Annotated in this window: 18 protein-coding genes and 2 pseudogenes; 13 read left to right on the top strand and 7 right to left on the bottom strand. The window is 59.3% G+C overall.

The annotated features are described in order from the left end of the window. The first annotated feature begins 8 nt into the window (after positions 1–8). The 5 genes and pseudogenes from T424_RS0107915 (at position 9) to T424_RS0107900 (ending at position 2,484) form a co-directional block, all read left to right on the top strand. A complete protein-coding gene (locus tag T424_RS0107915; RefSeq protein WP_027487257.1) occupies positions 9–767 on the top strand; it encodes a hypothetical protein in 759 nt (252 codons plus the stop codon). A gap of 43 nt (positions 768–810) precedes the next feature. Next, on the top strand, positions 811–1,146 hold the full coding sequence (locus T424_RS0107910; protein ID WP_154664839.1) for a hypothetical protein: 336 nt from the start codon (positions 811–813) through the stop codon (positions 1,144–1,146). Between the two features lie 113 nt (positions 1,147–1,259). After that, positions 1,260–1,421, top strand: a pseudogene (locus T424_RS22940) (CopM family metallochaperone); the annotation flags it as partial. Between the two features lie 110 nt (positions 1,422–1,531). Beyond that, positions 1,532–1,663, top strand: a pseudogene (locus tag T424_RS22005) (DUF305 domain-containing protein); the annotation flags it as partial. A 110-nt stretch (positions 1,664–1,773) separates the two neighbouring features. Then, a complete protein-coding gene (locus T424_RS0107900; RefSeq protein ID WP_027487255.1) occupies positions 1,774–2,484 on the top strand; it encodes an HAD family hydrolase in 711 nt (236 codons plus the stop codon). Here T424_RS0107900 and T424_RS0107895 read toward each other — a convergent pair. Then, positions 2,468–3,103: a DNA-3-methyladenine glycosylase I gene (locus tag T424_RS0107895; protein WP_027487254.1), complete on the bottom strand. Its 636-nt coding sequence runs from the start codon at positions 3,101–3,103 to the stop codon at positions 2,468–2,470. The two genes, T424_RS0107900 and T424_RS0107895, sit on opposite strands and share 17 nt — an antisense overlap. A 172-nt stretch (positions 3,104–3,275) precedes the next feature. Between T424_RS0107895 and T424_RS0107890 the strand changes: the two genes are divergently transcribed. Together T424_RS0107890 and T424_RS0107885 are read left to right on the top strand one after the other, a co-directional pair. Next, the gene (locus T424_RS0107890) at positions 3,276–4,067 is read left to right on the top strand and encodes a L,D-transpeptidase (protein ID WP_027487253.1); all 792 of its coding nucleotides are present in this window, start codon (positions 3,276–3,278) and stop codon (positions 4,065–4,067) included. Positions 4,068–4,214: 147 nt separating this feature from the next. Further along, entirely contained in the window at positions 4,215–4,868 is a 654-nt protein-coding gene (locus T424_RS0107885) for a L,D-transpeptidase (RefSeq protein WP_027487252.1), read from the top strand. 106 nt (positions 4,869–4,974) lie between these two features. On the opposite strand, the gene T424_RS0107880 is transcribed toward T424_RS0107885, so the two are convergent. The 6 genes from T424_RS0107880 to T424_RS0107840 all read right to left on the bottom strand — a co-directional run bounded on the left by T424_RS0107880 (position 4,975) and on the right by T424_RS0107840 (position 11,216). Further along, entirely contained in the window at positions 4,975–5,403 is a 429-nt protein-coding gene (locus T424_RS0107880) for a hypothetical protein (protein WP_084268429.1), read from the bottom strand. 719 nt (positions 5,404–6,122) lie between these two features. Continuing rightward, positions 6,123–7,763 carry a chaperonin GroEL gene (groL, locus tag T424_RS0107860; RefSeq protein ID WP_027487250.1) on the bottom strand — a complete coding sequence of 547 codons (1,641 nt, stop codon included), beginning with the start codon at positions 7,761–7,763 and terminating at the stop codon, positions 6,123–6,125. Between the two features lie 70 nt (positions 7,764–7,833). Next, complete coding sequence (groES, locus tag T424_RS0107855; protein WP_027487249.1) at positions 7,834–8,130, bottom strand: co-chaperone GroES; 297 nt, start codon at positions 8,128–8,130, stop codon at positions 7,834–7,836. Between the two features lie 194 nt (positions 8,131–8,324). After that, complete coding sequence (locus T424_RS20445; protein WP_027487248.1) at positions 8,325–9,242, bottom strand: MFS transporter; 918 nt, start codon at positions 9,240–9,242, stop codon at positions 8,325–8,327. Between the two features lie 230 nt (positions 9,243–9,472). Next, positions 9,473–9,844 (bottom strand): hypothetical protein, encoded by a 372-nt coding sequence (locus tag T424_RS0107845; RefSeq protein WP_154664838.1) that lies wholly within the window; start codon positions 9,842–9,844, stop codon positions 9,473–9,475. 325 nt (positions 9,845–10,169) lie between these two features. Beyond that, entirely contained in the window at positions 10,170–11,216 is a 1,047-nt protein-coding gene (locus T424_RS0107840) for an IS110 family RNA-guided transposase (RefSeq protein ID WP_027487246.1), read from the bottom strand. A gap of 521 nt (positions 11,217–11,737) precedes the next feature. Between T424_RS0107840 and T424_RS0107835 the strand changes: the two genes are divergently transcribed. From T424_RS0107835 to ileS, 6 genes are all read left to right on the top strand, one after another. Further along, positions 11,738–12,589 (top strand): TIGR01459 family HAD-type hydrolase, encoded by an 852-nt coding sequence (locus T424_RS0107835; RefSeq protein WP_027487245.1) that lies wholly within the window; start codon positions 11,738–11,740, stop codon positions 12,587–12,589. A 15-nt stretch (positions 12,590–12,604) separates the two neighbouring features. After that, complete coding sequence (locus T424_RS0107830) at positions 12,605–13,585, top strand: bifunctional riboflavin kinase/FAD synthetase (RefSeq protein WP_027487244.1); 981 nt, start codon at positions 12,605–12,607, stop codon at positions 13,583–13,585. 147 nt (positions 13,586–13,732) lie between these two features. Beyond that, positions 13,733–13,984 (top strand): hypothetical protein, encoded by a 252-nt coding sequence (locus T424_RS0107825; protein ID WP_027487243.1) that lies wholly within the window; start codon positions 13,733–13,735, stop codon positions 13,982–13,984. Positions 13,985–14,477: 493 nt separating this feature from the next. After that, on the top strand, positions 14,478–14,675 hold the full coding sequence (locus tag T424_RS0107820; RefSeq protein WP_027487242.1) for a DUF3311 domain-containing protein: 198 nt from the start codon (positions 14,478–14,480) through the stop codon (positions 14,673–14,675). Beyond that, a complete protein-coding gene (mctP, locus tag T424_RS0107815; protein WP_027487241.1) occupies positions 14,665–16,137 on the top strand; it encodes a monocarboxylate uptake permease MctP in 1,473 nt (490 codons plus the stop codon). The genes T424_RS0107820 and mctP overlap by 11 nt, the downstream gene beginning before the upstream one ends. Before the next feature lie 311 nt (positions 16,138–16,448). Further along, positions 16,449–19,355, top strand: a complete 2,907-nt coding sequence (ileS, locus tag T424_RS0107810; RefSeq protein WP_027487240.1) for an isoleucine--tRNA ligase — start codon at positions 16,449–16,451, stop codon at positions 19,353–19,355. The last annotated feature ends 159 nt before the right edge of the window (positions 19,356–19,514 follow it).

Genomic DNA, 19,514 nt, shown 5'->3' with positions numbered 1-19,514 from the left:
TCCGGCTCATGATCCTTGAAGCCCTGAATTATGCCGCAACGTGGAAGGTGACGACACCGCCACACCGACCCTTCATCCGCTCCTCCATCGATTTGTGGTCGCGCGCCCGCCGCTGCAAGGCGCAGTGGGCCGAACACGAGGAAAACACCCGCCGTGCCATTCTGGCGGCGGCCTCGGCGGCAAGCCCAAGGCGCACGGCCGTCATCCTCGGTTCCGGCCTGCTCCGCGATGTGCCGATCCGCCCGCTGGCCGCAGCCTTCGATACGGTGGTGCTGATCGATCTCGTGCATGTGGCCAGCGTCCGGGCGTGGCTGGCTGCGCAGGGGCTGAAGAATATACGCCTGATCGAGCGGGATCTTTCCGGCTATGACCTGTTGCAGGCCGGACGGCCGGTGGAGCCGCTGGATTTCCTGCGCCGCGTTCCCTATCTCGATTTCGTGGCCTCCGCCAACCTTCTCTCGCAGATCGGGCGGGGCGTGAAACGGCGCATGAAATTGCAGCCCGATGCCGCAATGCCGGAGGATGCCGTGAGCCGCTTGATCCATGCGCATGTGGAAGGGCTTGCGCAGCTGCCGGCCAAAACCTGCCTCGTCACCGATACGTCCTTCGACCTGATCGACCGGAACGGCGTGCTGCGGGAAAGCACCGATCTCATGGCGGGCGTGAAGCTGCCGCCGCAAAAGGCTGAATGGCGCTGGCCTGTCGCGCCGCCGGGAGAGGAAAGCCGGGATTACCGGATCGAGCATCACGTCGGCGCGTGGTTTTGAAAACAAGAGTGCCAAACACCGGCACATGGCGTATGATGGCGCCATGTCCCTATTGCGCCGCCTTTTGCTGACAGTGATCGTGATGCTCTGGAGTGCCATGCCGTTATCCGTCATGGCCTGCACGCAAGGGCCATTGGCGCGTTCCTCCGCCAGCATGGCTGAGATGGCCATGCACGGCCCAGCTGAGCGCCACGACCGTTCAGCGCCCATGGCGCCTATGACCTCCTGCATGGATCATTGCCTGTTTTGCATGGCGCTGCCGGTTTTACCCTTTGTCGCGGCGGAGCGGCCCCTGCGGCATGATGCGCCACTGCCTTTGCGTAAAGAGGTGCAGGTCTCTCTCGCCCACCGCCCGATCCTGCCGCCGCCCCGAAGCTGAGTGCCGCCCTGTCGCCTGCGGGCGATGCACGTCAAGTTTCAAGCAAAGGATCATATGACATGAAAACCACCCTTATCGCGGCGGCAATTCTGCTCGCTGCTTCCGTCTCCGCCATGGCCCAGCAGCATGACATGTCCATTCATAACCGGGCAGGCGACGCGCCCTCCACCGCCGCTTTCCTTGCGGCCAATGAAAAGATGCACAAGGCCATGGGCATCGATTACAGCGGCAATGCCGATGTTGATTTCGTGCGGGGCATGATTGCCCATCATCAGGGCGCTACTGCATAATTCCTTAAATCGGAATCGATTTAAGGTGAAAATTATGCAGCAGATTTAAAGTGTTACAGCGTCCTTTGTGCGTTTGATAAAACGCACGGCGCTGTATCGACATGGCCAAGGTGGAATTGCAATATGGCAGGAACGATAAGATGCGAAAGCTGGCCGGAGACATCATCGCCGCGCAGGAAGCGGAAATCCACATGATGAAGGAATGGCTGGCGAAGAACGGACAATAACGCCCGGTTGGAATGCCCGGCAGGTTGTTGGGGAGGGGCGACCTTCCCTGGCAGTCTGCCGGGCATGGTCCGGCCGGCATATCTGTCAGGATTGAAGGTTGGAGGAAGGCATGGCCCGCCCGCTTTGCATGATCGGTCTGGATGCCGACGATACGCTCTGGCAGAACGAGCAATATTACCGTTTGACGGAGGAGCATTTCCGCGCGCTTCTTTCCGATTATGCCGCGCCGGAGATGATTTCCGGAAAGCTGCTGGAGGCGGAAAAACGCAATCTTGCCCATTATGGCTTCGGCATAAAGGGCTTCACGCTTTCCATGATCGAGACGGCGCTGGAGGTGACGGAAGGACGCGCACCGGGAACCGTGATCGGCAAAATTCTCGATATAGGCCGTGATCTCTTGCAGCATCCGGTGGAAACGGTGCCGGGCGTGCAGGACGTGCTGGAAGGTCTGGCGGGGCGGTATTTTCTGGTGATGATTACCAAGGGCGATCTTTTCGATCAGGAGCGCAAGCTGGCGCAATCGGGCCTTGGCGATTTCTTCGATGCGGTGGAAATCGTGTCCGACAAGACGGCAACGACCTATCGCCGCATTTTCTCCCGCCATGGCGAGGAGCCGGAGCGCGCCATGATGGTGGGCAATTCGTTGAAATCGGACATTGTGCCGGCCCTTGCCACCGGCGCCTGGGGCGTGTTCGTGCCGCATGAGCTGACATGGATTTTCGAGCATGTCGAAAAGCCGGTCGATGCGCCGCGCTTTCGGGAAATCCAGGCGTTGAGCGAGTTGCCGCAGCTGGTGGAACGCATCAGCGCGGACGGATGAAGGCGGTACGCAGCCCCTCCACCCTTTCCCGGCACAGACAGCCTTCGATATGGTCGTTCACCAGCCCCATGGCTTGCATGAAGGCATAGACGGTTGTGGGGCCAACGAAGGTCCAGCCGCGCTTCTTGAGATCCTTCGACAGGCGGATGGAGGTGGGCGAGGTGGGGTTGGCAATCAGCGTTGCATGGTCCATGCGGGCCGGACGCTCCTTTGGCCCCGGTTCGAAGCTCCAGAAATAGCGGGCAAGCGAGCCGAATTCCGCCGCAAGCGCCACGGCCCTGCCAGCATTGTTGATGGTGGAAACGATCTTGCCGCGATGGCGCACAATGCCCGCATCGGCAAGGCAGCGGGCAATATCCTCCTCGCCGAACAGCGCGACCTTGTGAAAATCGAAGCCTGCAAAGGCGGCGCGAAAATTTTCGCGCTTGCGCAGGATCGTCAGCCAGGACAAGCCTGATTGAAAACCCTCAAGACAGATTTTTTCAAACAGGCGGTGGTCGTCCACCACCGGATGGCCCCATTCCTCGTCGTGGTAACGGCGGTAATCGTCAAGGCCGCCCTGCCAGAAGCAGCGTAGCGCGCCCGTTTCATCGGCCATCAGGCCAGCCGTCTCAACCATGCGAATCTCCTCTCCCTCATGTGTTTACTATTTGTTCACGCTCTTTCCAAATGATTTGCTAACCCTGACAAAAGCTTTCCGCCTTTACTCAAATTGAAATACCGCGCCGTTTACCATTTGCGCACTTCGCATGGCCAAGGTCGTGGCAGTTCAGTTCTTGTCCGGGGCCATCATGCTCTCTCGCACCTTTTTCCATGCCTTTGCCGCTGCCATAATGTGCCTGCCTGCCGCCGCCCTGGCGGATGATCGCTATCAGGCTCGTCCGCCGGTTATCGTCAGCCCGGATCTGGCCTCGCCATGGCTGATGCAGCTTGGCGTGCAGCCGGATCGCCGGGTGCAGCCGCAGCCGGGCAGGGTGGCCGCGCCCGTTTATGCGCCGCCTGTGGCGCCGCGCCGGGTGGCCGTGGCTCCCGCCCGGCCCGCTGGCCTTGCGCCGGAGGCCATGCAGCTCAGGCCCGCCGTGCAGCAGGTGGCCATGCAGCCGGTGCGCAAGCAGATGACGCCGACCGATCCGCAATTTCTGCCGCAGGTTGTGGAGTACCAGACAAAGGAAAAGCCCGGAACGCTGGTGATCGATACCAATAGCCGTTTCCTTTATCTGGTGATGGAAGGCGGTAAGGCGAGGCGCTATGGCGTGGGTGTCGGCAAGCCCGGCTTCGAATGGGCAGGCGAGCATAAGGTGACGCGCAAATCCGAATGGCCGGAATGGATCCCGCCGCAGGAAATGATTGAGCGGGAGGCCGCCAAGGGTCATTATCTGCCAGCGCGAATGCAGGGCGGACCGGAAAATCCGCTGGGCGCGCGCGCCCTTTATCTGGGCTCGACGCTTTACCGCATTCATGGCACCAATGCGCCATGGACCATTGGCTACGGGGTCTCCTCGGGCTGCATACGGATGCGCAATGAAGATGTGACCGACCTTTACGAACGTGTGCCGGTGGGCACCAGGGTCATCGTGATGTGAGTGGGGTGGGCGTGAAACTTTTCCAAAAGGATAGCGAGAGAGGGGCAGGGCATGGCAGGACTGATTTCAGAACATAATCCAACCGGCGCGGAGCGGGGAAGATCAGGGCGCCGGTCGCTTTCAAGCGGAGCAAGATGCGGGCTCGCAATGGCGCTGTGCGGATTGATGCTGACCGTGGCTGGTGGAGCTGAGGCCGCGCCGCGGCCCGATTCCACCGCAAGCTCGGTGGTGACGCCGGAAATGATGAAGCGGCCCGTGCCGGAAAAGTTCAAGCGCAAGCTGGTGCGCCTTGTCACCAACGAGCAGCCGGGAACGGTCATCATCGATACCAACAACAAGTTTCTCTATCTGGTCGAGAATGACAATCGCGCCATTCGTTACGGCGTGGGCGTGGGGCGCGAGGGCTTTGGCTGGTCGGGCGTGGTAAGGATCGGCCGCAAGGACGAATGGCCGAGCTGGCGCCCGCCGGAGGAAATGCGCGTGCGCGAAGCCCGTCGCGGCCATATCCTGCCGGAAGTGCAGAAGGGCGGGCCGGATAATCCGCTGGGCGCGCGGGCCATGTATCTCTACAAGGGCAATCAGGATACGATCTTCCGCATCCACGGCACCAATCAGCCCTGGTCCATCGGCCTCAACCTGTCATCCGGCTGCATCCGCATGAACAACAAGGATGTCGAGGATCTTTATGCGCGGGTGGATGTCGGCACCAAGGTGATCGTCGTTGGGCCCGGCAACAAGCAGGGCGAAGTCAGCTATGACGATCGCGGTGTGGACTTTCTGCGCACGATTTTCGGCGGCTGAGCGGCATTGTTTCAGGATCAAACTCAATCAGGATGCCGGTGCATGTGACACAGGCCAAAATCAAGACCGCCCGCTGAAACGCAGTTTCACGGGCGGTTTTCGGCTGTCAGGTGGGGCTGGCAGTCTGGAAGCGGGGAAAGATGAAGATGCCCTTCATGCTTCCGACCTGGCTTTTCGTCATGCCCAGCGACTTTCCAAGACAGAAGACCGGGCTGCGATAGCCCGGATGCACGATGGACGTGGAAAAGCAAAAGGAAGACGCCGTGGTGGCGGCCTGTTCGAACAACGCGATGATATGGGCCCGATCATTGGCCTCGTAGCAGCGCGTGAGACTGAGCAGCCCGCATTCCTGAACTTGCAGGCCATGCAACGCAATGGAGCGTGGCCCCAGCGTCAGCACGCCATTGGCCAGGTCGCTCGCCCACTCCTCGATTGCCGCGAATGGTCCGATTGGCGGGTGGTCATCATTGTCGGCCAGAGGCAGAACATCTCCTCCGGTGGCGTGCTCCCATGCACTTGAAATTTTAAAAACCATGCCCACTCCCACGGTTCAAGCCGTGTTTCCTTCTGTTCCCACTCCGAGCAATCGCCTTCAAGGCGAGGATGCTTTAGAGCGGTTCATTGGTTCACGGAAACATTGAACCGCTCTAACCATTTGTTTTTACGCATTTTCAGACGGAAAACCGGCTTCCACTTTTCCTGAAAATGCTCTAACTTCTTGTTTCGGCGCATTTCCGGACGCAAAACCGACTACACTTTTGCTGGAAATGCTCTAGCATCTTCGAGCCTTGGTATTCATCCTGCGATTTGAAGGCAAAGTCCGATCCTGCAATCGCTGGATTTCTCTCGCCCTATCTATCCGACCGGAAAATCCGACTGTTTGATGATCTGCATTCAAGCCGTTTCGACCGGCGAGCCCGATCTCTCCTCCGATCCGACGCCTCATCGCTTGCTCCATCCCATCAACAGGCGATAACTCGCTTGCAAATAAAATGAATGCTCTTCACATACTTAATAATTCAATCAAGAAAAAGAGGCGATTTTTAAAGGTGTGCCGATTTGGCTGAAAAATTTCGCTTCTTGTGCGAAAAATTCGCATTTTCGCCAAGAATTTTGGTTTTTGGCCGCAGATTGCACGAAATGCCACCCTGAAACATCGACTGCGGTCATCTGGCAAAAAACAGAAAAGGGCGGCCAGAGGCCGCCCTTCCCGAAAGGAACCGGATGGTTCAGATATGCAAGGCTGATGCCTTATCACATCATGTCCATGCCGCCCATGCCGCCCATTCCGCCGGGCATACCAGCCGGAGCGTCCTTCTTCGGCAGTTCGGCGATCATGGCTTCCGTCGTGATCAGCAGCGAAGCAACCGAAGCGGCGTTCTGAAGGGCGGTGCGAACGACCTTGACCGGATCGACGATACCCATGGCGATCATGTCGCCATATTCGCCGGTCTGGGCGTTGTAGCCGAAGTTGTCGTCAGCCTTGTCGAGAACCTTGCCAACAACGATGGAGGCTTCGTCACCGGCATTGTCGGCGATCTGGCGAACCAGAGCCTGGAGAGCGCGGCGAACGATGTTGATGCCGGCTTCCTGGTCGTCGTTGACGCCCTTGACGGTGATCTTCTGGGCCGAACGCAGGAGAGCGGTACCACCGCCCGGTACGATGCCTTCCTGAACGGCAGCGCGGGTTGCGTTCAGAGCGTCGTCGATACGGTCCTTGCGCTCCTTCACTTCGACTTCCGTTGCACCGCCAACGCGGATCACGGCAACGCCGCCAGCGAGCTTTGCAAGGCGCTCTTGCAGCTTTTCGCGGTCATAGTCGGAGGTGGTTTCTTCGATCTGGGCCTTGATCTGGGCAACGCGGCCTTCGATGTCGGACTTCTGGCCGTTACCATCGACGATCGTGGTGTTTTCCTTGGAGATCGAAACCTTCTTGGCGCGGCCGAGCATGTCGAGCGTGACATTTTCGAGCTTGATGCCGAGATCTTCGGAGATGACAGTGCCGCCGGTGAGGATGGCGATGTCTTCCAGCATGGCCTTGCGGCGATCGCCGAAGCCCGGAGCCTTGACGGCAGCGATCTTCAGGCCGCCACGCAGCTTGTTGACCACGAGCGTTGCGAGTGCTTCGCCTTCAACGTCTTCAGCGATGATGACGAGCGGCTTGCCGGTCTGAACGACGGCTTCGAGAACCGGCAGCATGGCCTGGAGGTTGGAGAGCTTCTTCTCGTGCAGGAGAATGAAGGCGTCTTCCAGATCGGCAACCATCTTTTCCGGATTGGTGACGAAGTAGGGCGACAGGTAGCCGCGGTCGAACTGCATTCCTTCGACGACTTCCAGCTCGGTTTCAGCGGTCTTGGCTTCTTCGACGGTGATGACGCCTTCGTTGCCAACCTTCTGCATGGCTTCCGCGATGTCGCGGCCAACCTGCGTGTCACCGTTTGCGGAAATGGTGCCAACCTGGGCAACTTCTTCCGAGGTGTTGATCTTCTTGGCCTTGGCCTGAAGATCCTTCACCACTTCGGCAACGGCCAGATCGATACCGCGCTTCAGGTCCATCGGGTTCATGCCGGCGGCAACGGCCTTCTGGCCTTCGCGAACGATAGCCTGGGCCAGAACGGTTGCCGTGGTGGTGCCGTCGCCGGCGATGTCGTTGGTCTTGGACGCAACTTCACGCACCATCTGGGCGCCCATGTTCTCGAACTTGTCTTCCAGTTCGATTTCCTTGGCGACCGATACGCCGTCCTTGGTGATGCGCGGAGCGCCGAAGGACTTGTCGATAACGACGTTACGACCCTTCGGGCCGAGCGTGACCTTTACGGCGTCCGCGAGGATATCAACGCCGCGCAGCATCTTTTCGCGAGCGCTGCGGCCGAATTTGACTTCTTTAGCTGCCATTTTTCATTACTCCCGGGCTTGCGCCCTTAAATGAATATCTGGATTGGAACAGGTATGGACCGGGCTGAAATCAGCCGATGATACCCATGATGTCGGCTTCCTTCATGATGAGAAGGTCAGCGCCGTCGATCTTCACTTCCGTGCCGGACCACTTGCCGAACAGAACGCGATCGCCGACCTTGACGTCGAGTGCGATCAGCTCGCCGCTGTCCTTGCGGGCGCCGGGGCCAACAGCGACGATTTCGCCTTCAGCCGGCTTTTCCTTGGCGGTGTCGGGAATGATGATGCCGCCCTTGGTCTTTTCTTCAGACTCGACACGACGAACCACAACGCGGTCGTGCAGCGGACGGAAATTGGTGCTTGCCATTGTCTAATCCCTCGATCAAATGACATTCGCAATCCGGACTGGATTGCCTTGATGCTGTTAGCACTCACTCCCTGCGAGTGCTAGCGGAATGGAGATAAGGATGCCTCGTGATCGAGTCAAGAACGGGTCGGGGAAAAAATTTCATGGAGCATGAGTAGGGCGTGAGCATGACAGGATCATGTATCCCGCTCCATTCACTCAGCGGTGATCTTTTCCTCCGGACGTGCCCTGATTTGCGGCATCCGCATGGCCGCAATCGCGGCAAGCAGAAGAAGGGCGATGGAAATCAGGGCGGCTTTATGCAATCCGCCGTGAACCTCTGCCGGCGTATTTCCGGCCAGCATTCCGAAAACCGCCACGCCCATGGCGCCTGCCGCCTGTCTGGCTGCATTGATCGAGGCTATGGCAACGCCGGAAAATTCGGGTGGCACATTTTCGAGCACGGCCGTGGTCATGGCTGGCACGCCTGTGCCCATTCCGGCTGGTATCAGCATGAAGGGCAGGATCAGCGCGATAAAGGGCGCCGTGGCGCCAAGCGCGAGCAGTGTCAGAAATCCGAAGGCATCAAGCAAGGCTCCGCCGATCATCGGCGCTCTTGGGCCAAAACGCCCGACAAGCGTACCGGCAAGCATATTCACCAGGAAAAACGTGGCTGTCAGCGGCAGGTAGGCATAGCCTGCCTGCATGGGCGTGAAGCCGAGCGTTTTTTGCAGATAGAGGCTGATGATGAAGACGACGCCGTAATAGGTGAAATTGACGGTGAATCCATAAAACAGGCAGATCCGATAGAGCGGAAGCCCGAAGATCTCCATCGGGATCAGCGGCTGTTTCGCCCGCCGTTCCACCAGAATGAAACCGGCGACGGCAAGCGGTCCGCAGATCATGCCCGCAAGCCCGCAGGCGAGCGATGCCGCGGCAAACACTGCGATGCCGAGCAGATAGATTGTTCGGGCGCCAAACCTGTCGGTCAGAAATCCGCCGGAAAGCAGCAGGGATGCAAATGTCAGCGCATAGGCATCAACAATCCATTGCAGCCAGGAGATGCCGCCGCCGAAGGTCGCCGAGATGTTCGGCGGCGCTTCTCTAATCGGCGGGGCAAGGTCAAGCTCCATTCAAGCGGGACCCACGGGGGATGGCTTTCGGCTCCGGTAGCCCCAGAGCAAAGTGCGAGGCTTCCACACTAGGCAACTTGTGATATCCGTTGTCCAACGACCAATGGAAAGTGTTAATGAGTTTACTATCAACCGTAAAAGTCCTTATGTTCGTAGCCATCGGATGTGGAGCCATATGGCTAGTCCCTGCTCGGTTTGACCGGTCGAAAATCGAAGAGCGGTGGGGCAGTTCACTCGCAGGCCTTCTCTTCGGACAATGTGATGCCGCTTTCAAAGCTTTCGTGGAAAGAGACAGAACGAGCTTTCCCTCCGACGTAACCATAAGCGTACGTTTTCTCCCAGCATCTCTTCCGGCTATCTACCCAGTCCTGAAGGAAGAAGAGGATCAAGTCGTCGGCTTCATTGAGCGCAATTTTGGCTGGAAGCCGTCGCGGGAAAAATTTCTTATTTCTGCCAGCCCACAGGGTCACGCCACTTTCCATGTTGTTGGCACGGATGACCCTGGCCTGCGGGACGGCTTCACCCTCGACGAGTGCGGTTATCTGATTGGAGACGACTACAGCACACGGAAGCGCCATATAGCCGTTCTTTCCGGTGCACATAAAGATGCCGCCAGATGAACTTGATTGGCGGCGCGCGCCGCCAACGGGCTCTCTCCTAAGACAGCCAGTCACCAATTCCTGTCTACGTTCGGCTCACCTAGCGTTCATCGTCTATCGCGGCCCGCGCTTCTCTCCGGGATCGGCATTTAGCCCTCCCATGATAGGGTCCAGTAGATGATGCGGTCCAATCTATGCTGCATCCTGATGACGGGTCATCGGAATAAACGCCGCCACGAACTCACATCACCATCGTCCGCGAAGGACGTCTTCCGCTGCTACGCGGAACCTTGAATTCGAACCTTCTGATTGCCTCTGGGGCTGACTGTCATGCTGCTAAGGTTGAGACGGTGTCCTCCCTTGTCCAGCGGAACTCGGTGCCATCCACCCACATGCGGTGCATGACGACTGCTAGACGGCGGGCCAGTGCCACTTTGGCCTTCTTGCTGCCATGGCGCTTCGCGATGTTCATGGCCCATGCCTTCAGCCAGCACCATTTTACCATGCGCGTCATCATCGACTGGGCGGCTTCATAAAGCAGCTTTCGCATCATTGCGTCTCCGCGTAGAGAGACATGGCCGACCCTGCTCATTTCGCCCGACTGTTTGAGGACAGGGGTGAGGCCCAATATTGCTCCCACCGATCGGGAATGACGAAACCTGCCGGGAATATCTATCGTCGAGACATAGGCGAGCGAGACGATCGGTCCAACGCCAGGCACCGTCATCAGCCGCCTGCAAACCTCATCCTGCCTCGCTTCGGCCAGAACCCGCTTCTCTAACTTGGCAAGCCCTTCTCGCAACTTGCGTCGTCCCGCGAGCAGCGGCTCCATGATTTCCGCCAGCTCAGTGTCGTGTTCGACAAGTTCGAGTATCCGTCTCTCGAACACGCCGCCTGAAGTATGGCCGACCTTCAGTCCGAAGTTGCGCAGGAGCCCACGCATCTCATTCTCCAGGTCGATTGCCTTTTCCTGCAGTAACGATCGGGCCGTCAGCAAGGCGCGGCGCTTCTGGCTGGAGAGCGTCTTTACATGCACGTCCTTGAACAGGCCGACCCGCATCATGTGAGCAATACCGCGTGCATCGTTCCTGTCGCTCTTGTTCTGCTGAAGAGCGTCGAGAAAAGCTTTGGTGTGCCGCGTCTCGATGCAAAATACAGGCATGCCAGCTTTTGCCAGCCCTTCGAACAGCCACTGCGATAGCGGTCCTGCCTCAATGCCCACCCTCTCCAAGCTGAGTGCCGGATCGCTCAGGATCGCTACAAGGTCTTCCGGGTGAGATGCCACCTTCCGTTCCCGGCATAGTTTCCCGCTTTCATCAACGATACAGACGCTCGTTTCTTTGACTGAGTCATCGAGGCCGACGTAGTGTTTCATGGCTGCGCTCCTCTGCATGATGGCTGTGCCTGTTTCCGACAGGCCAGTTGTATCATCGGCAGTCGGGTGCTGCTCATTCTTCCGGGCGGATGAGATGGGCACGAAGCCGATTAGCCCATCTATGTTGACGATCGTGACATCCAGTTGAACCAGGGAAAATCCAAAACTGGTTGCGGCAATGACCGGCACAATCTTCATCGATGTACTTTCTTGTCTCCGCTGCGCCAATGAACGGGCAGGGCCGTCGTTATTTTGACCTCTGGCGGTATGCACGATCATGAACCGGGATGCACGTCCGGTGAACATGGGTTCACCTCCATTGTTTTATCTCCTTGCGTTGACGCATGTCCCGGCGCAAGGCCGCTTTCCCTCATGCCTGAAATGTTCAAATTCTGAGCCATTCCAGGGTTTCATTTTTTGCGTGCCTGCGCGGCTTTTTCCCTGAAATCCCCTTGGCCCCTTGCCATCCGTCTCATCCTTTGCAATGTCACCGGGCAGATGACATGACGCAGGAACGATCCATGCCGCAGCAGCTTTCCACCTTTCTCGATGCCTCCGGCCTTTACGACGTGGCGCTTTGCGATGTCTGGGGCGTGTTGCACAACGGGGTCGATGCCTTTCCCCGCGCCGGTGAGGTGCTGTCGGCTGCCCGCGACAAGGGCGTGACGGTGGTTCTCATCACCAACTCGCCGCGGCCGTCGCAGGGCGTGATTGCCCAGTTGCGCGCCATTGGCGTGCCCGATAGCGCCTATGACAGGATCGTCACCTCCGGCGACGTTACCCGCAAGCTGATTGCCGAAGGCCCGAAAAAAGTCTTCCTGCTCGGGCCGGAGCGCGACCTGCCGCTCGTGGATGGGCTGGACGTGGCCGTCACCTCCGCCGACGAGGCCGAATGCATCGTCTGCACCGGTTTTTTCGACGACGAGAAGGAAGTGCCGGAAGATTACCACGACATGCTGGCCGCTTTCGTGGCCCGTTCCGTGCCGCTGATCTGCGCCAATCCCGATCTCATCGTCGAGCGCGGCCATCGCATGATCCCCTGCGCGGGCGCCATTGCCGCCTATTACGAACAACTGGGCGGGCAAACCCGCATTGCCGGAAAGCCGCACAGCCCCATTTATGCCGCAGCCCTTGCTGCCGCAGGCGAGGCGCGTGGCGGTGAGATCGACATGTCTCGCGTCATTGCCATCGGCGACGGTATGCCGACGGATGTGCGGGGCGCAGTCGCTGCCGGACTTGACCTGCTCTATATTTCCGGTGGCATTCATGCGGGCGAATATTCTCCCCACGGCCAGACGGATGAGGCCCTGATGAAAGCCTATCTGGCCGGGCAGGGGGTAAAGCCTGCCTACTGGATGCAACGTCTGGCCTGAGCTTGAGATATTTCCATGACCGTCTTTCACCGCAATGAACTGAAAAGCCCCCTGCCGGACAGCCTGAAGGGCGGGGTTGTCGCCATCGGCAATTTCGACGGCGTGCATCGCGGCCATCAGGCGGTTTTGCACCGGGCGCTGGAACTGGCGCAAGCGCGCGGCGTGCCAGCCCTCGTCCTGACGTTCGAGCCGCATCCGCGCAGCCTTTTCCAGCCGCAAAAGCCGGTTTTCCGCCTGACGCCTGCGCCCATGAAGGCGCGGCTTCTGGAGGCCATGGGTTTTCGCTGCGTGGTGGAATACCCCTTCGATCGTGAATTTGCCGGGCGCTCGCCGGAGGATTTCGTAAAATCCATCCTCAAGGACTGGCTGGATGCTTCGGAAGTGGTCACAGGCTTCGATTTCCACTTTGGGAAAGGCCGCGAGGGCGGCCCGGCCTATCTCATGGAGGCGGGGCATCGCCACGGCTTCGGCGTGACGATGCTGGATGCCTTTCGCGATGAAAATGCCGAGGTCGTCTCCTCCAGCCGTATTCGCGACCTGCTTTCCGAAGGGCGCATCGGCGAGGTCAACGGGCTTCTTGGCTATCGTTTCACGGTGGAAGCGGAGGTTATCAAGGGCAAGCAGCTTGGCCGCCAGCTGGGCTTTCCCACCGCCAACATGGCTTTGCAGCCGGAAGCGACGCTTCGTGCGGGCATCTATGCCGTGCGCCTGCGCCGCCCTGATGGCGTGATCCGCGACGGGGTGGCAAGCTTTGGCTACCGGCCAACCGTAACGGAGGACGGAGCGCCGCTGCTGGAAACCTTCGTATTCGATTTCTCCGGCGATCTTTATGGCGAGGTTTGCGCCGTATCGTTTTTCGCGCATCTGAGGGATGAGTGGAAGTTCGACGGGCTGGACCCGCTGGTGGCCCAGATCCGCAAGGATGAGCAGGAGGCGCGCGCCGCCCTTTCCGCCGTCGCGCCGCTTTCCTTGCTGGACGGACGCATTGCATTTTGACAAGCATTGCGCTCAACGCAATGCTGGAATGCTGAATTTGCTGGGGCTTTCGGTGGAAAATGCTGTAAAAGCCGTGGCTTCCGCGTTTTTTGTCTGCCCGCGCAGTTGTCCAGCAGGCAGCCTTTTCCAACAGAAGGAGTACGTGTCATGAATGAGTATGTTTCCCAGCGTTCGCTTCTCCAGTCTTCTCCGCGTTTTACCATTGGCCGCGATCAAAAAGGCTTCTGGGTCCTTCAGGATGAGACCAACCGGCTTGGCGGCCTTTTCGCCAGCGAGGAAGCAGCGCTGAAATTCGTGTCGAAGGAATGCAAGGATCACTCCGCCGAGATCAGCCGCGCTCCCGCCACCATGACGGTCGAGCTTGCCTTTAATAACAAAGGCCTTTCCCGCGCCGCCTGACGCGACCGCCCAGCAGGGCTTTGACCGGATTTCAGAAAGCAGCCTTCCGCACGACGGTCGGCTGCTTTTTGCATTACTGCATAATTCCTTAAATCGGAATCGATTCAAGGTGAAAATTATGCAGCAGTTTTAAAGTGTTACGGCGCCGTGCGTTTGGTAAAAAGCACGGCGCCGTAGGGTATAATCCGGCCGGAGTGAAACGAGGATCGACAAGATTACGCTTCGAAAAGAAAACGGTAGAGCGCCGATCTGATTCAATCAGATCGAAAAGCGCTTTAAGCTCCTGTTTCAACGCATGTCGTCATCGCAAACCCGTTTCACATTTTGCGGGCCATGCTCTCGCTCCTGTAAGGGGCTTTCCCCCAAATCGGCTGCAAATCTGTGTGCAACCGTGTGCGACTGTCCGATTTTGGGTTGCGACGGGCGCGCGAATCCGAAAATCTCGGAAGTCTAGGGGAGGAGGGGTGCCTCCTTCGCGCCTTGGGAGGCTTTCATGCAAAAACCTGTCTGGACGGCGGCCTGCTGGCTGCTTGTCATTCCTTATATCGGATTGCTCTGGGTACCGTTCTATAACAAGAGCGAGCCGCAGCTTTTCGGATTTCCGTTTTTTTACTGGTATCAGCTTGGCTGGGTGCCGCTTGCCTCGCTCCTGATCTTCATTGCCTACAGGAGCTTCAAGAATGACGAGTGAAATCAACGTGACAGCGCTGTCTGTCTTCATCTTCTTCTTCGTGCTCGTCACCGTCATGGGCTTTGTGGCGTCGCGCTGGCGCAAGCCGGAAACGCTGGCCCATATCGATGAATGGGGGCTTGGGGGGCGCAAGTTCGGCACCTGGATCACCTGGTTCCTGGTGGGCGGCGATTTCTACACGGCCTATACCGTCATTGCCGTTCCGGCGCTGGTCTATGCGGTGGGAGCCTATGGTTTCTTCGCCCTGCCTTATACGATCATCGTCTATCCCTTCGTCTTTCTGGTCATGCCGGTTTTGTGGAAGCGCGCCAAGGAGCATGGCTATGTGACAGCGGGCGATGTCGTGCATGGTCAATATGGTTCGCGGGCGCTTGAGCTTGCCGTGGCGCTCACCGGCGTCATCGCCACCATGCCCTATATCGCGCTGCAACTCGTGGGCATGGCAACGGTGTTGAAGGCGCTGGGCCTGCATGGGGAAGTGCCGCTTGCCATCTCCTTCATCATTCTGGCGCTCTACACCTATTCGGCGGGCCTGCGTGCGCCGGCGCTGATTGCCTTCGTCAAGGACATCATGATCTATATCGTGGTGATCACCGCCGTTGCGGCCATTCCGCTGAAGCTTGGCGGCTATGCCAATGTCTTCGCTTCCGCCGAAGCCGCCTTCCAGGCCAAGGGGTCGGGCGGGTTGCTACTGGGTTCCGGTCAGGTTGTGGCCTATGCCTCTCTGGCGCTGGGCTCGGCGCTGGCTGCCTTCATGTATCCGCACACACTGACTGGCATCTTCGCCTCCAATGGCGGCAATACCATCCGCAAGAATGCCGTGTTGCTGCCAGCCTACACGCTGTTGCTCGGCCTTCTGGCGCTGCTTGGCTATATGGGCCATGCCGCCGGTCTCAAGCCCCAGAGCCCGAACGACATCGTGCCCATGCTGTTCGACACGCTGTTTCCGGACTGGTTTGCTGGCTTTGCCTTCTCCGCCATTGCCATTGGCGCGCTGGTGCCTGCGGCGGTGATGAGTATTGGCGCCGCCAATCTCTTCACCCGGAATATCTGGAAGGCCTATGTCAACCCGCAGGTGTCCCATGCCGGCGAGGCGCAGGTGGCCAAGGTCACGTCGCTTGTCGTCAAGGTGGGTGCGCTTCTGGTCATCGTCTTCCTGCCCACCCAGTTTGCGCTGGATCTGCAATTGCTGGGCGGCATCTGGATCCTGCAAACGCTTCCCGCGCTGGTCTTCGGGCTCTATACCAACTGGTTCCGCGCGCCCGGTCTTCTGGCGGGCTGGCTGGTCGGCTTTGCCGGAGGAACCTGGCTGGTCTGGCTGAATGGCTGGAAGCCGCTGCACGCGCTGGCCTTCGGCGGGGCGCCCGTCACGGTCTATATCGGCCTTCTGGCGCTTGCCGCCAATATTGCCGTGGCGGTTCTCGTCAATCTGGTGGCGAGGCCTGCGACAAGCCGGGCCTGATAAAGGCTTCGGTCACGTCCGGGGGCGGTGGCCATTGACTGGCCGCCGCCCTTCTTTGCTTTTCCGTTGGGCTTTTTGCTTTTCTTTCCGGGCAAAAGCGCTTAAACAACCGGCCGATGAGAAAGCTTGAGCCAATAAGCACGCTGCGAATTATTGGCCCGGCCTTTCGTGCGGCCTGAAGGCGCGCCGAAGGGTCCGGGTTTTCGGCGTTTGTCCACCGCCCGCCCGCTTGGCAGGCGCGCTGCCGCAACGCTCCATTCTCTCCTATCGCATTTCAAGGCGCCCGCCGCCGCCCATTCAATGGTTGGACCATGACCGAGACCACGGACAAGCAGGACTATTCTTCCACCCTCTATCTGCCGCAGACGGATTTTCCCATGCGCGCCGGGCTGCCGCAAAAAGAGCCGGAGCTGGTGGCGCGCTGGAAGACGATGGATCTTTACAAGCGGCTTCGCGCCTCTGCCGCGGGCCGCGAGAAATTCGTGCTGCATGACGGCCCGCCCTATGCCAACGGCAATATCCATATCGGCCATGCGCTGAACAAGATCCTCAAGGACGTCATCACCCGCTCCTTCCAGATGCGCGGTTTCGACAGCAATTACGTGCCCGGCTGGGATTGCCACGGCCTGCCCATCGAGTGGAAGATCGAGGAAAAATACCGCGAGAAGGGCAAGAACAAGGACGAAGTGCCGGTCAACGAATTCCGCAAGGAGTGCCGTGATTTTGCCGGAAGCTGGATCAAGGTTCAGGCCGATGACTTTCGCCGTCTCGGCATCGAGGGCGATTTCGACAATCCCTACACCACCATGAACTTCCATGCCGAAGCCCGCATTGCCGGCGAGCTTTTGAAAATCGCCAGAAGCGGCCAGCTTTATCGCGGCTCCAAGCCCGTCATGTGGTCGGTTGTGGAGCGCACGGCGCTGGCCGAGGCGGAAGTGGAATATCACGAAATCGAAAGCGATACGGTCTGGGTGAAGTTTCCCGTCGCCACGGGCGAGCTTGCCGGTGCCTTCATCGTCATCTGGACCACTACGCCCTGGACCATTCCCGGCAACCGCGCCATCTCCTTCTCGTCCAAGGTGGAATACGGCCTTTATGAAGTCACGGCGGCGGCCAATGATTTTGGTCCCCAGCCTGGAGAAAAGATGCTGTTTGCCGACAAGCTGGCGGCGGAGTGCTTCGCCAAGGCAAAGCTTGAGGCAAAACGCCTGCGCGGCGTGAGCGCGGATGAACTTTCGCCCGTCATCTGCGATCATCCGCTGAAGGGTCTGGCCGGTGGCTATGGCTTCCAGGTGCCGCTGATGGATAGCGACCACGTCAATGACGATGCCGGTACCGGTTTCGTGCATACGGCGCCCGGCCATGGCCGCGAGGACTTCGACGCCTGGATGGCCAATGCCCGCAGCTTCGAGGCGCGTGGCATCTCGCCGCAAATCCCCTTCACCGTGGGCGATGACGGTTTCTACACCGAAGAGGCCCCCGGCTTCGGCCCCGGCGCAGAGGGCGGTCCCGCCCGCGTCATGGATGACAATGGCAAGAAGGGCGATGCCAACAAGCGGGTGGCCGAAGCGCTGATTGCGGCCGGAAACCTGTTTTCGCGCGGGCGCATCAAGCATGATTATCCGCATAGCTGGCGCTCCAAGAAGCCGGTGATCTACCGCAACACGCCGCAATGGTTCGTCTATATGGACAAGGATCTCGGCGATGGCACCACGCTGCGCTCGCGGGCGCTTTCGGCCATCGACGGCACGCGCTTCGTGCCTGCCGCCGGGCAGAACCGCCTGCGCGCCATGATCGAAAATCGCCCGGACTGGGTTTTGTCGCGCCAGCGCGCCTGGGGCGTGCCGATCGCCATCTTCGCCGACGACAAGGGCGAGATCCTCGTCGATGAGGCGGTAAACGCCCGCATCGTCGAAGCCTTCGAGGCCGAGGGGGCGGATGCCTGGTTTGCCGAAGGCGCCAAGGCGCGCTTCCTTGCCGGTCGCGAGGATCAGGATCGCTGGACGATGATTACCGACATTCTCGATGTCTGGTTTGATTCCGGCTCCACCCATACCTTTACGCTGGAAGACCGGCCCGACCTGAAATGGCCGGCCGATGTCTATCTGGAAGGGTCTGACCAGCATCGCGGCTGGTTCCATTCCTCCCTGCTGGAAAGCTGCGCCACGCGGGGCCGCGCACCCTACAACACCGTCATCACCCATGGCTTCACCATGGACGAGCATGGCCGCAAGATGTCGAAATCGCTTGGCAATACGGTGGTGCCGCAGGATGTGATGGCCCAGTCGGGGGCCGATATTCTGCGTCTCTGGGTGATGAATACCGATTACGGCGAAGATCAGCGGCTGGGCAAGACCATCCTGCAAACCAATATCGATGCCTATCGCAAGATCCGCAACACCATTCGCTGGATGCTTGGCACGCTTGCCCATGATCCGGGCGACGAGTTTGCCTATGGCGATCTGCCGGATCTGGAAAAGCTGATGCTGCACCGTCTGGCCGAACTCGACCGGCTGGTGCGCGAGGCCTACGACGCCTTCGATTTCAAGCGCATCACCCGCGCCCTGACCGATTTCGCCAATGTCGAACTGTCCGCCTTCTATTTCGACATTCGCAAGGATGCGCTTTATTGCGATGCGCCGTCTTCGGCCCGTCGCCGTGCGGCCCTTTACGTCATCCGCAAGCTGTTCGATTGCCTGGTGCTGTGGTTTGCGCCGATGATGCCCTTTACCACCGAGGAGGCGTGGCTGTCGCGCAATCCGCAGGCGGAATCGGTGCATCTTGAGCAGTTCCCGGCCATTCCGGCGGAATGGCTCAATCCGGCACTGGAGGAAAGCTGGAGCCGCATCCGCAAGGTGCGCTCCGTAGTCACGGGCGCGCTGGAAGTGGAGCGCAAGGACAAGCGCATCGGCTCGTCGCTGGAGGCAGCACCCGTGGTGCATGTGGCCGATGCCAGCCTGCTGGCGGCGCTGGACGGTGTGGACATGGCCGAGATCTGCATTACCTCGTCGATTTCCGTGGTCGCGGGCGAGGGGCCGGCAGAGGCCTTCCGTCTTGCCGATGTTGCCGGTGTCGCGGTGGAACCAAAATTGGCCGAAGGCCGCAAATGCGCCCGCTCCTGGCGCATTACGGCCGATGTCGGTTCCGATGCCGATTATCCGGAGGTTTCCGCCCGCGATGCAGCCGCCCTGCGGGAGCTTGCTGCGCTGCAAGGTTGATTTTGGCGAAATGCCGCTGCACACTTCTGTTTGGGGTTGGCAGACGGCATTTGCTCTTTTACTGAACTTTCGGTAAAAGCTGCCTGAAATTGGCCGGAATTTTCTTTCAGGCGAGAAATGCTCGCCTGAAAGCACGGTGCAAGTCCGCATTCCGCGTGG

The sequence above is a fragment of the Allorhizobium undicola ORS 992 = ATCC 700741 genome, assembly GCF_000621665.1.
GTDB classification, from domain to species: domain Bacteria; phylum Pseudomonadota; class Alphaproteobacteria; order Rhizobiales; family Rhizobiaceae; genus Allorhizobium; species Allorhizobium undicola.
This window is presented reverse-complemented; position numbering and strand designations above follow the sequence as displayed.